Annotated in this window: 9 protein-coding genes; 5 read left to right on the top strand and 4 right to left on the bottom strand. The window is 69.7% G+C overall.

Annotated features, from left to right (window positions below; all coding sequences use genetic code 11):
• Positions 1–20: 20 nt before the first annotated feature.
• A complete protein-coding gene (locus tag HD597_RS04925) occupies positions 21–1232 on the bottom strand; it encodes an amidohydrolase (protein WP_253740506.1) in 1212 nt (403 codons plus the stop codon).
• Positions 1233–1269: 37 nt separating this feature from the next.
• Here HD597_RS04925 and HD597_RS04920 point away from each other — a divergent pair, with 37 nt between their 5' ends.
• The 4 genes from HD597_RS04920 (at position 1270) to HD597_RS04905 (ending at position 6010) form a co-directional block, all read left to right on the top strand.
• A complete protein-coding gene (locus HD597_RS04920) occupies positions 1270–1668 on the top strand; it encodes an ester cyclase (RefSeq protein WP_253740505.1) in 399 nt (132 codons plus the stop codon).
• Between the two features lie 27 nt (positions 1669–1695).
• Positions 1696–2169 carry a PPOX class F420-dependent oxidoreductase gene (locus HD597_RS04915; RefSeq protein WP_253740504.1) on the top strand — a complete coding sequence of 158 codons (474 nt, stop codon included), beginning with the start codon at positions 1696–1698 and terminating at the stop codon, positions 2167–2169.
• 222 nt (positions 2170–2391) lie between these two features.
• Positions 2392–4953: a glycosyl hydrolase family 18 protein gene (locus HD597_RS04910; RefSeq protein ID WP_253740503.1), complete on the top strand. Its 2562-nt coding sequence runs from the start codon at positions 2392–2394 to the stop codon at positions 4951–4953.
• A gap of 226 nt (positions 4954–5179) precedes the next feature.
• Positions 5180–6010: a glycerophosphodiester phosphodiesterase gene (locus HD597_RS04905; RefSeq protein ID WP_253740502.1), complete on the top strand. Its 831-nt coding sequence runs from the start codon at positions 5180–5182 to the stop codon at positions 6008–6010.
• 109 nt (positions 6011–6119) lie between these two features.
• Here HD597_RS04905 and HD597_RS04900 read toward each other — a convergent pair whose 3' ends face one another.
• Positions 6120–6635 carry a hypothetical protein gene (locus HD597_RS04900; protein ID WP_253740501.1) on the bottom strand — a complete coding sequence of 172 codons (516 nt, stop codon included), beginning with the start codon at positions 6633–6635 and terminating at the stop codon, positions 6120–6122.
• Positions 6636–6766: 131 nt separating this feature from the next.
• Here HD597_RS04900 and HD597_RS04895 point away from each other — a divergent pair, with 131 nt between their 5' ends.
• The gene (locus tag HD597_RS04895) at positions 6767–7036 is read left to right on the top strand and encodes a nuclear transport factor 2 family protein (RefSeq protein ID WP_308210954.1); all 270 of its coding nucleotides are present in this window, start codon (positions 6767–6769) and stop codon (positions 7034–7036) included.
• 527 nt (positions 7037–7563) lie between these two features.
• Here the strand turns inward: HD597_RS04895 and HD597_RS04890 are convergent.
• Both HD597_RS04890 and nrdR read right to left on the bottom strand, forming a co-directional pair.
• A complete protein-coding gene (locus HD597_RS04890) occupies positions 7564–10386 on the bottom strand; it encodes a vitamin B12-dependent ribonucleotide reductase (protein ID WP_253740500.1) in 2823 nt (940 codons plus the stop codon).
• Complete coding sequence (gene nrdR / locus HD597_RS04885; RefSeq protein ID WP_185102343.1) at positions 10383–10838, bottom strand: transcriptional regulator NrdR; 456 nt, start codon at positions 10836–10838, stop codon at positions 10383–10385. The genes HD597_RS04890 and nrdR overlap by 4 nt, the downstream gene beginning before the upstream one ends.
• Positions 10839–12183: the final 1345 nt, after the last annotated feature.

Here is a 12183-nt window from a genome sequence, read left to right as displayed (position 1 = left end):
CGCCACGCATCTACAAGCGCTTAACGGTGACTTGAATCGCGGTAGTAGGGATCGGCCACCACGGGCTCGCCGTCGGTGTACGCGTACACCTCCCGGCCGTCGATGAACACCTTCAGCGCCCGGCTCATGACGTCCAGCGGGTCGCCGGACCAGATGACGACGTCACCGTCGAGCCCGGGCCGCAGCGCGCCCACCCGGTCGTCGAGGCCCATGATGCGGGCCGGGTTGACGGTGATCGAGCGCAGCGCGGCCGCCGGGTCGAGCCCTTCCCTGACGGCGAACGTGGCCGAGTGGACCAGGAAGTGGATGGGCACCACGGGGTGGTCGGTGGTGATCGCCACCTCCACGCCCGCGCGGTCGAGGATGCCGGGGTTGCGCAGCGAGCGCTGCCGCAGCTCGACCTTCGACCGGCTGCCGAGCAGCGGGCCGATGATGACCGGCACGTTCCGCTCGGCCAGGGTGTCGGCCAGCAGGTGCCCCTCGGTGCCGTGGTTGAGCACCAGGCGGTAGCCGAACTCGTCGGCCAGGCGCAGCGCGGTGGCGATGTCGTCGGCCCGGTGCGTGTGCTGGCACCAGGGCAGCTCGCCGTCCAGCACGCGGACCAGGATCTCCAGCGTGCCGTCACGGTCGAACGGCTTGCCCTCCTGCTCGGCGGCGGCCCTCCTGGCCCGGTAGTCCTGCGCCCGCAGGAACGCGTCACGGATCACCGCGGCCACGCCCTGCCGGGTGGAGGGCAGCTTCTTCTGGTCGCCGTACACCCGCTTGGGGTTCTCACCGAGCGCGCTCTTGACGCTCACCGGCTCCTTGAGCAGCATCTCGTCCACCGACCTGCCCCAGCACTTGATCGCCACGGTCTGGCCGCCGATCGGGTTGCCGGAGCCCGGCTTGATCACCGCGGTGGTGACCCCGCCGGCCAGCGCGTCACCGAAGGCCAGGTCGGCCGGGTTGATGGCGTCCAGCGCGCGCAGCCGGGCACCGTTGGGGTCGGTCATCTCGTTGGTGTCCTGACCGGCCCAGCCCTCGGCCTCCTCGTGCACGCCGAGATGGCCGTGGGCCTCCACGAAACCGGGCAGCACCCAGGTGCCGGCGGCGTCCACGACCGGGGTCCCCTCCGGCACGGCCACGTCCCGGCCGACCGCCGTGATCTTCCCGTTCTGGATGAGCACGGTCCCGCCGTCGATGGGGTCGCCATCGACGGGTACTACATATCCGCTGGTAATAGCAAGATTCATGACTCGTAACCTACCGGTGAGTGGGTAGTGGGTCCGGATGATCTCAGACCTGTACAGACGATGGCTGCTCGAGCTCTGGAACGGTGAGTTCGAGCTGGCGCACGAACTCGTCACCCCCGACTTCACCGGCCACTGGCCCGGTATGACGGTTTCGGGGCCGGACGAGCTGGTCGAGGCGCTGCGGCAGGGGCACGCGCCGTTCGACGACGTCAAGGTCACGCTGGACGTGGGGCCGATCGTGGACGGGGATCTGGTGTCGGCACGTTGGACGTTCGCGGGCGCGTACCGGGGCGGGCTTCCCGGCGTGACGGCGGCGCAGGGCTCCGGGATCGCGTTCAGCGGGCACGACATCCTGCGGGTGCGGGAGGGGAGGTTCGCCGAGTACTGGGTGATCTCGGACGTCCAGACGCTCAACCGCCAGCTCGGTATAGGGTGAAATTTCCCGATTTACGAGGGCTGGTGGATGGCGGAGAACTACGGTCTCGACGCGGGGCCGGGCCCCCAGTCGCTGAGCGACGAGGAGCTGTCGAACCTGGTGGCCGAGCAGCGCTTCGGCGCGCTGGCCACGATCAGGGCCGACGGGCGGCCCCAGCTGTCCACCGTCACCTACACCTGGGATCCGCGGCAGCGCGTGGTGCGGATCTCCACCATCGCCGACCGGCTCAAGGTGCGCCAGCTCCAGAAGGACGCGCGGTGCTCGCTCTACGTGGCCAGCGACGACTTCCGGTCGTTCGCCGTGGCCGAGGGCGAGGCGGAGCTGTCGCCGGTGAGCCTCGATCCGGGTGACGAGGTGGGGCTGGAGCTGCTGGGCATGCGGCCGCCGCTCGCCGATCCGGTGGGTGAGCTCGCCTTCCTGCGGCAGATGGTGGCCGATCGGCGGCTGGTGATCCGGCTGCGGGTGTCACGTCTGTACGGCACCGAGCTGCCCGTCGGCTGAGCCGGCGAGCACGTACGCCGCCACCCGACACCCATGCGCGCAGACGCCACGCCGCACCCGGCGAGCGCCGCAGCGTTGCCGGCACAGCCGGCGCGGGCCCTGACCCTGTGCGGCGCGCAGCTCTGGGACCCAGTGCGGGCGCGAGGGCCTTGCCAGGCGTGCGAGGCGGGCTTACGATCCGGCTAATTGTTAGGAAACTTTCTTTACTGAAAGGTCTCCGACGTGCGCCGATTAGCCACCCCCCTGCTGGCCGTCCTCGTGATCGCCGCCCTGTGCGCTCTCCCCGCACAGGCCGCGAGCCGCCTCGTCGCCACGTTCACCCTGTCCGGCACCACCGGCACGTTCGTGGTGAGCAACCCGGGCACGACCGCCGTGACCGGCTGGTCGATCGTCTTCGAGCTGCCCTCCGGCGTCACCGCGTCCAGCCCGCAGAACGCCACCATCAGGCAGAACGGCACCAGGGTGACCCTCGCCCCCGCGTTCTACATCAACACCGTGCAACCGGGCAGGAACACCGAGCCGTACAGCCCCAAGATCACGCTCAGCTCCGCCGTCCAGCCGGTGAGCTGCCTGATCGACGGGGCGAACTGCGACGGCAGCGGCGGCGACCCGCCCGCCAAGCCGCCGGTCAGCGCCACCTATGACGTGAACGGGAGCGCGGCCAGGTTCGTGGTGGCCAACAACGGCACGGCCCCGCTCAACGGCTGGACGATCGTCTTCGAGCTTCCGGCCGGGGTCACCGCGGGCAACGCCCAGCACGCCTCGCTCAGCCAGAGCGGCCGTACGGTGACGCTCACGCCCGCGCACTACAACACGACCGTGAACGCGGGCGCGACCACCGAGCCGTACAGCCCGTCCTTCACCGTCAGCACCGCGGGCGCCGAGCCGGTGAGCTGCCGGGTCAACGACGTCAACTGCGACGGCAGCCCCGACGCGCCGCCCGGCACGCCAGGGAACCTGCGCTCGCCCGCCAGGACCACCAGGACCGTCGCACTGGCCTGGGACGCCGCCGCACCCGGCAGCCTGCCGATCACCGGGTACGAGGTCTACAACGGCTCCGCGGTCGCCGCCTCCGTCACCGGCACCACGGCGACCGTCTCCGGCCTGTCGCCCTCGACCGCGTACACGTTCACCGTCAGGGCCAAGGACCGCAAGGGCACGCTGTCACCGGCGTCCGCGCCGCTGGCGGTCACCACCCGCAACCCGGCCGACGACACGCAGCCGCCGACCGCGCCGGGCGACCTGCGCAGCACCGCGCGGACGTCGTCCAGCGTCACTCTGACCTGGGCGGCCTCCTCCGACAACTCCGGCATCGCCGGCTATGACGTCCTTCTCGGCTCTTCGGTGGCGACGACCGTCTCCGGCACCACGGCGGTCGTCTCCGGGCTGTCGCCCTCGACCGAGTACACGTTCACCGTGCGGGCCCGCGACCTGTACGACAACCTCTCCCCGGCCGGCGCGGCGGTGAGGGTGACCACGGCGGACATCGTCGAGACCGGCTACGCCCGCGTCGGATATTTCGTGCAGTGGGGCATCTACGGCCGCCAGTACTTCGTCCGCAACCTCGACACGACCGGCGCGGCGGCGAAGCTGACCCACATCAACTACGCCTTCGCCAACATCGACCCGCAGAACCTCACCTGCCTGCAGGGCGTCACGAAGGGCACCAGCACCGACCCGCAGGATCCCGACCAGGGCGACGGCGCGGGCGACGCCGAGGCCGACTACGGCCGGCCGTTCAGCGCCGCGCAGTCGGTGGACGGCGTGGCGGACACCGGCTGGGAGAAGCTGCGCGGCAACTTCAACCAGATCAAGAAGCTCAAGGCCAAGCACCCGCACCTGAAGGTGCTGATCTCGCTGGGCGGCTGGACGTACTCGAAGTACTTCTCCGACGTGGCGGCCACGGACGCGGCGCGCAAGAAGTTCGTGGCGTCGTGCATCGACATCTACATCAAGGGCAACCTGCCCGCCTACAACGGCGCGGGCGGACCCGGCACGGCGGCGGGCGTCTTCGACGGCATCGACCTCGACTGGGAGTGGCCGGGCGCCGAGGGGCATCCGGGCAACCACGTCAGCCCGGCCGACAAGGCGAACAACACGCTGCTGATCGCCGAGTTCCGCCGCCAGCTCGACGCGCTGACGGCCACGACGGGCAAGCGGTACCAGCTCACGGCCTTCACCCCGGCCGACCCGGCCAAGATCGCCGCCGGCTGGGACCTCCCCGAAGTCACGAAATCTCTGGACATCTTCAATGTCCAGGGGTACGACTTCCACGGCGCGGGCAGCGACAACTCCTGGGAGCCGAACCGTACCGGCCACCAGGGCAACCTCCATCTCGACACCGACAGCCCGTACGACCCGGACTTCAGCGTGGAGAAGGCCGTGGACGTCTACCTCCAGGCCGGGGTCCACCCCCGCAAGATCACCATCGGCCTGGCGTACTACGGCCGCGGCTGGCAGCGGGTGGCCGACGGCGGCAGGTACGGCGAGTGGCAGCAGGCTGGCGGCGCCGCTCCCGGCCAGTTCCAGGAGGAGGCCGGCACCCGCGGCTACACGAACCTGCTGGCCATGGTGCCCGGCTGCACGGTCAGGCACGACGAGCAGGCGGTGGCCACGTACTGCTTCACCGGCGACGGCGGGCAGTGGTGGACGTTCGACGACGCCTGGTCGATCGGGAAGAAGACGGCCTGGCTGCGGAGCAAGGGGCTGCTCGGGGCGATGATCTGGGAGATGTCCGGCGACTCGGGCACCCTGACCACCGCACTCGACGCGGGCCTGCGCTAGGACCGTCCGCACCGAGGGCGAACGCGCCGGGGCGGACCTGCGCTAGGACCGTCCGCACCGGGGGCCGAACGCGCCGGGGCGGGCCGAGCCCGAAAGGGCCCCGCTCCGGCGCGTACGCGCGTCGAATGCTCATCCGCGCGGCACCGTCGAGTTACTCTGCTCTCAACTCCAAGTCACGGGATCTTGTCACCGTCGAGTCGTTGTCTCTCCCCAGCCGAGGAGACCCATGTTCAGGCGACTCGCCGTCCTCATCGCGACCTCCCTCATCTCTCTCACCTTCCTCCCTCCCGCCACCCCCGCCGAAGCCGCGACCATCGTGAACGTCGCCCACCGGGGCGCCTCCGCCTACGCCCCCGAGAACACGATCGCCGCGTTCGAACTGGCCACCACGCAGGGCGCCGACCTGTTCGAGCTGGACGTCCAGGAGACGGCGGACCACGAGCTGGTCCTGATGCACGACACGACGCTGTCCCGCACCACGAACGCCGAGCAGGTCTTCCCCGACCTGTCGCCGTGGAACGTCGGCGACCTCACGCTTGACCAGATCCGCGAGCTGGACGCCGGCTCCTGGCTGTCCGGCCAGTACGACGGCGAGCCCGTCCCCACCCTGGGCGAGGCCCTGCGCGAGATGAGCGGCTCAGGCATGGGCCTGCTGCTGGAGGTCAAGGCCCCGGAGCGCTACGAGGGGATCGAGGCCCGCATCGCCGCCGAGCTGCGCCGCCACCCCTCCTGGCTGGCTCCCGGCAAACTGGTGGTGCAGTCGTTCGACTGGGACTCGATGCGCAGGTTCGACCGGCTGCTGCCCGAGGCGCCGATCGGGCTGCTCGGCACGCCCTCGACCGGTGAGCTGCCTGGGCTGGCGAAGTTCGCCGACCAGATCAACCCGCCGTACACCACGCTCACGGCCTCCTACGTCCGCCGCGTGCACGCCCTCGGCCTGGACGTCCTCACCTGGACCGTCGACAGCTCGGCCGCCATGCGCCGCATGATCGGCTACAAGGTGGACGGCATCATCACCAACCGGCCCGACGTGCTCAGCGACGTGCTCGACTCCTGAGCATTCACGCCGCACGACCGCCTCCACCGGCAGCGCCGCCTGACGCACGGGCCGGTCAGGGCGCGAAGACCGGTCAGGGCGTGGAGGCCGGTCAGGAGGTGGAGGCCGGTCAGGGCGTGGGGGCCGCCGTGGCCGTGGTGTTCGTGGCCCGGTCCCAGGCTGCCCGCAACCCCAGCCAGAAGATCAGCGCATACCCGGCGAACAGTCCCAGCATCGCCGCCATCAGCGCCATCTCCGGCAGCCCGGTCGCGTCCATCAGGTAGTCGATCACCGCGACGTAGTCGCGCTCCGCCCAGTGCCACACCGCGTACACGATGAGCTGCAACAACGGGCTCACCACGAACGCGGTGCCGGCCAGGGTCGCCAGCACCCGGGCGGAGCCGCGCCGCGCCGCCAGCAGCCCGATGGCCGCCCACGCCACCATCTGTGTGGCGAGCACGCCGGACACGGCGACCAGCACGTTCCCCCACGGGTCAGGGGCGTTCCTGTGGTAGTCGACGCAGCAGTCCAGCCCGACGATCATGTCCTGGTTGCCGATCAGCCACGCGACGGCCACCATGGCCAGCCTGTGCACCCCGTACAGCACCGCTCCGAACAGCACGGCGAGCCCCGCGATCCGCCTCATACCCGGCAGCATGACGACCGCAGCGCGCCCGATCCATCCCGCTGTCCGCTACTGGACATCCCCGCGCAGGTACCGGGCGGCCCCGGCGTCGACCGGAAGGTACGCCTCCACCGCGATCTCCTCCAGCCTGGATCTCATTCATCACGACCTCGCCCCTGGCCGCCACCCGCCTCGACCTCAAGGGGGTCATCGCCGAAGGTGACCTCGTCATGCTGCACCATCACCTGACCCCGGCGGGCGAGGAGCGCGGCGTCGCCGTCGTGGACATCTGGCGGCTGGTGGACGGGCAGATCGCCGAGCACTGGGACGTCGTGCAGCCGGTGCCAGATCCCGCACGGCATGTTCTAGGGCGCTCAGCCGCGGCCGGAGGGCTCCGGCGGAGCAGTCATCGGACGCCCTGATCAGTACTGCCAGATGGCGTTGCGACGGTGCCGTGCGGGGTGCACTTCGAGATCATCGATCGCTTCTGAGGCGGAAGAGCCGTCGGCTGTGGCGTTGGCCCTCCGCCGGATGGCTTCGAGCCTGAGACGCAGGCTCTGGCGGGCCCGTCGCTCCTCGATCTCCGCCCACTCCGACACGGACCGGTCCCGGGGATTCGACCTGGCCCAGGAGTAGACGTCGACCTTGCGGCGCAGGAGCATCGGGCGCGGCCGGTGACCCTCTTGCCGGGCCTGTCGCAGGCATGCGGCACTGTAACGGAGATCAACTATCGTCACCGATCGCCAGGGGACTCCCCCGCCGGGAACCGGACGATCAATGTGATGAGCAGTGCGGGACATGAGACTCCCTTGATCACACCGCCAGGTCCGCCGCCCACCGCCATCACCCTGCCCCAACTCGCCGAAGGGGGCCCGGAACGATGTCCGGGCCCCCTTCTCAAGCAGGCACCACGGGCCTCAGCCGATCAAGCCAGGCCGGGTGTCGCCTGTCAGCTGCAGCCGCTGGTCGAGCCGCAGCCCTCGCACACGTAGCAGCTACCGGCCGGACGCATCTTCGTGCCGCACGTCATGCAGAGCGGCGCGTCGGCGGTGAAGCGCTGGTGGCTCTCCAGCGTCAGCTCCTGGACGGCAGGCTGCGGGTCCTCCTTCGGCTGGGCGGCCTCGATCGGCGCCGACTGGGCCAGCGCCTCCCGGTCGACCGTCTCCTGCAGGGCCGCCGGGTCCTCGCCGCGCTGCTGCGCCGCCCGCTCGGCCGCCGAGAAGATGCCCAGCGCCGCCCGCTCGTCGTACGGCAGGTGGTCCAGGGCCAGGCGGCGGAAGATGTAGTCCATCACCGAGGTCGCCATGCGGATGTCGGGGTCGTCCGTCATGCCGGCCGGCTCGAAGCGCATGTTGACGAACTTGCTCATGTACGTCTCCAGCGGCACGCCGTACTGGAGCCCGATGGAGATCGCCACCGAGAACGCGTCCATGACGCCCGCCAGCGTCGAGCCCTGCTTGGACATCTTGAGGAAGACCTCGCCGAGCCCGTCGTCAGGGTAGGACGAGGCGGTCATGTAACCCTTGGCGCCGCCCACCGTGAAGCGGGTGGTCATGCTCGGCCGCTGGTTCGGCATGCGCCTCCGGGTCGGCCGGTTGACCTCGATGACCTTGACCTCGGGCTCGGCCTCCTTCGGCTGCTCCTGCTGCTTCTTGGAGCCGTCGCCGGCCGACAGCGGCTGGCCGACCTTGCAGTTGTCGCGGTAGACGGCCAGCGCCTTGAGGCCGAGCTTCCAGCCCTCCAGGTAGACCTGCTCGATGTCGTCGATCGTGGCCGACTCGGGCAGGTTGACCGTCTTGGAGATCGCGCCGGACAGGAACGGCTGCGTGGCCGCCATCATGCGGACGTGGCCCATGGGCGCGATCGCCCGCTCGCCCATCGCGCAGTCGAACACCTCGTAGTGCTCGGGGCGCAGGCCGGGCGCGTCGACGACGTGGCTGTGCTCGCCGATGTACTCGACGATGGCCTCGATCTGCTCCTGCTGGTAGCCGAGCTGCTTGAGCGCCCGCGGGATCGTCTGGTTGACGATCTGCATGGAGCCGCCGCCGACGAGCTTCTTGAACTTGACCAGCGCCAGGTCCGGCTCGATGCCGGTCGTGTCGCAGTCCATCATCAGGCCGATCGTGCCGGTGGGCGCGAGGAGGCTGGCCTGGGCGTTGCGGTAGCCGTTCTTCTCGCCCAGCTTCAGGCACTCCGACCACTGGCGCGACGCCTCGGCGTGGATCTTCGCGTCCATCGAGCCGACCGTGCGCAGGTCGTCGTTGGCCGCGGCGTGCTTGCGCATCACACGCTTGTGCGGCTCGGCGTTCCTGGCGTAGCCGTCGTACGCGCCGACGACCCCGGCCAGCTCGGCGCTGCGACGGTAGGACACACCAGTCATCAGCGACGTGATCGCCCCCGCCACGGCCCGGCCGCCGTCGGAGTCGTAGGCGTGGCCGGTCGCCATGAGCAGCGCGCCCAGGTTGGCGTAGCCGATGCCGAGCTGGCGGTACGCGCGCGTCGTCTCGCCGATCTTCTCCGTCGGGAAGTCGGCGAAGGTGATCGAGATGTCCATCGCGGTGATGATCAGCTCGGTCAGCTTGACGAAGTCGGCCACGTTGAAGGAGTTGTCGTCCTTCAGGAACTTCAGCAAGTTGATGCTGGCCAGGTTGCAGGAGGAGTTGTCGAGGTGGACGTACTCGCTGCAGGGGTTGCTGGCCGTGATCCGGCCCGTCTCGGGCGTGGTGTGCCAGTCGTTGATCGTGTCGTCGTACTGCACGCCGGGGTCGGCGCACTCCCACGCCGCCTTGGCCATCTTGCGGAACAGGTCCTTGGCGTCGATCTTCTCGATGACCTCGCCGGTCAGGCGGGCCCGCAGGCCGAAGTCGCCGCCCTGCTCCACCGCGCGCATGAACTCGTCGGAGACGCGCACGGAGTTGTTGGCGTTCTGGTACTGGACGGAGACGATGTCCTTGCCGCCGAGGTCCATGTCGAAACCGGCGTCACGCAGCGCGCGGACCTTGTCCTCCTCGCGCGCCTTGGTCTCGATGAACTCCTCGATGTCGGGGTGGTCGACGTCGAGCACGACCATCTTGGCCGCCCGCCGCGTCGCGCCGCCCGACTTGATCGTCCCCGCGCTGGCGTCGGCGCCGCGCATGAAGGAGACCGGCCCGCTGGCCGTGCCGCCGCTGGACAGCAGCTCCTTGGACGAGCGGATCCTCGACAGGTTCACCCCGGAACCCGAACCGCCCTTGAAGATCACACCCTCTTCCTTGTACCAGTCGAGGATCGACTCCATCGTGTCGTCCACGGAGAGGATGAAACACGCGCTCACCTGCTGCGGCGACTGCGTGCCCACGTTGAACCACACCGGCGAGTTGAACGCGAACACCTGGTGCGCCAGGGCGTGCTTCAGCTCGTGGTCGAAGATCTCGGCGTCCTCTTCGCTGGCGAAGTAGCCGTTCTCGAGCCCCGTCCTGGTGTAGACGCCGACGACCCGGTCGATCAGCTGCTTCAGGCTCCACTCGCGCTGCGGGGTGCCCACGGCGCCGCGGAAGTACTTGGTCGTCACGATGTTGGCCGCGTTGACCGACCAGAACGCGGGGAACTCGACGCCCCGCTGCTCAAAGTTGATGGACCCGTCGCGCCAGTTCGTCATGACGACGTCGCGGCGCTCCCACTGGATCTCGTCATACGGGTGCACGCCGGGCTTGGTGAAGATCCGCTTCATCTTCAGTCCCTTACGCGGACGCTTGCCCCCGCGCGCCACTGAACCGCTGGCCGTCTCCGTCATGACTCCCCCTTCTCCGCCTTCAACGATTTGATCTCGGCCTCGAAGTCCGCCAGGCTCTCGAAACCGCGATACACCGATGCGAACCGCAGGTAGGCCACCTCGTCCAGCTCCCGCAGCGGGCCCAGGATGGCCAGGCCCACCTCGTTGGAGGGGATCTCGGCCGCGCCCTTCGCCCTGATGGCCTCCTCCACCCGCTGCCCGAGCTGTGCCAGCGAGTCCTCGCTGACCGGCCTGCCCTGGCACGCCCGCCGCACGCCCGCGACGACCTTGTCCCGCGAGAACGGCTCCGTCACTCCGCTGCGCTTGCTCACCATCAGCAGTACGGTCTCCTGCGTGGTGAACCTGCGCCCGCACTCGGGACAGGTACGGCGGCGCCTGATGGCCGCCCCGTCATCCGTGGAGCGGCTGTCGATGACCCTGGTGTCAGGGTGGCGACAGAACGGACAATGCACGCTTTCGCCTCCAAGAAACCTGTGGCCACCACACGCGCCCTCACCCGCCATGACGGGACGCTCGCGCACACTCCACAGCTGTCCATAGAGCGGTCACAGAAACACAAGGTGTGGTGAACTACATCGGTGTAACTACTAGATGTTGTGGTCCAACCGTAGAAGCGCGCGACCATGAACGCAAGTTGAGCGGTGCCCTCCCGCTGAAGTCGCTGATCAGCCCACCATCATCATCCGTCCCGGGCGTGTCGTCCGGCGATTGCGATCTTCCCGCAGGTCGGAGCGTCACATCGGTTGCTTCCAGCCACGGTCGTGAACAAACCTCACAAAGGTACCCGAGGCCACACCCCGCCCTCGCCCATCCCTTCCCTCGCCCCCTGAGCGACGCTTCCGGCTCTCGCCAGCCGACTGCCGGCAGTACCGTCGCCAGCCGACTGCCGACTGCCGACTGCCGGGCCACCGACCGAGGGCCGAGGGCCGGGCGCGGCTCGCGGCGGACCTCGGTCAGCCTTCGGTTCGCGGCGCGCCGCGGCCGAGCTTCGGCACGCAACGCACCGCGACCGAGCTTCGGTACGCAGCGGGCCACGCCGAGCTTCGGTTCGCGGCGCACCGCGACCGAGCTTCCGTACGCAGCGGGCCACGGCCGGGCTTCGGCACTCGGCCGATCGCAGACCGACTCAGCTTCGGTTGGGCGGCGAGCCGCAGTTGAGCCCGGCAGGACGCCCGCAGCGTTGCCGCCAGCGACGTTCATCATGGCGACAGCAGACGACCACGCGACGGCGACATGCCAGGACAGCAAGCAGGCCAGCGGCACAGCTCACCCACAACGCACCTGTCGCCAGGCTCCCATGCAGCCAGCCCCGCGCGTACGCCGGCAAGGCCCGGCCACAGCACCGCCACAGCGCGCGCAGTTTCGCCGCCAAGGAACAGCGCGACACCGCACACAACGCCAGCGCGGCACCACACAACACCCGGGGCACAGCAACGCCAGCGCGGCACCCCGCAACGCTCCGGCACGGCACAGCTCAGGGCGGCCCGCCACCATGGAGTGGCGTGACGCGACACCAGCGCGGCATAACGCCCCAGCGCGAGGCGGCATACCGGCGCAGCCGACCACGACGGCCCGGAACCGGCAGAGTGTGCCGCGCAAGCGGGTGAGCCACATCGCGACCTTGCCGACGGCGAGGCGAGGCAGACCGCGATACCCCGACCGCACAACACGTCGCGGCCCGATCTGGCCCGATCCGAACTGACCCGCCCCGATCCGAACTGACCCGGCCTGACCCGCCGCAACCGGCCCCGCCTTGCCAGCCCAGTCCGCCCGCCCCAACGCATCCTGTCCGGCCAG

The sequence above is a fragment of the Nonomuraea thailandensis genome (genome assembly GCF_024172165.1).
Classification (GTDB): domain Bacteria; phylum Actinomycetota; class Actinomycetes; order Streptosporangiales; family Streptosporangiaceae; genus Nonomuraea; species Nonomuraea thailandensis.
Note: the sequence above shows the minus strand (reverse complement) of the source record. Positions and strands in the feature narration are given on the sequence as shown.

Coding starts and splice junctions, on each gene's coding strand:
- HD597_RS04925 (WP_253740506.1), bottom strand. CDS start 1,232: ATGAATCTTGCTATTACCAGCGGATATGTAGTACCCGTCGATGGCGAC.
- HD597_RS04920 (WP_253740505.1), top strand. CDS start 1,270: ATGATCTCAGACCTGTACAGACGATGGCTGCTCGAGCTCTGGAACGGT.
- HD597_RS04915 (WP_253740504.1), top strand. CDS start 1,696: ATGGCGGAGAACTACGGTCTCGACGCGGGGCCGGGCCCCCAGTCGCTG.
- HD597_RS04905 (WP_253740502.1), top strand. CDS start 5,180: ATGTTCAGGCGACTCGCCGTCCTCATCGCGACCTCCCTCATCTCTCTC.
- HD597_RS04900 (WP_253740501.1), bottom strand. CDS start 6,635: ATGAGGCGGATCGCGGGGCTCGCCGTGCTGTTCGGAGCGGTGCTGTAC.
- HD597_RS04890 (WP_253740500.1), bottom strand. CDS start 10,386: ATGACGGAGACGGCCAGCGGTTCAGTGGCGCGCGGGGGCAAGCGTCCG.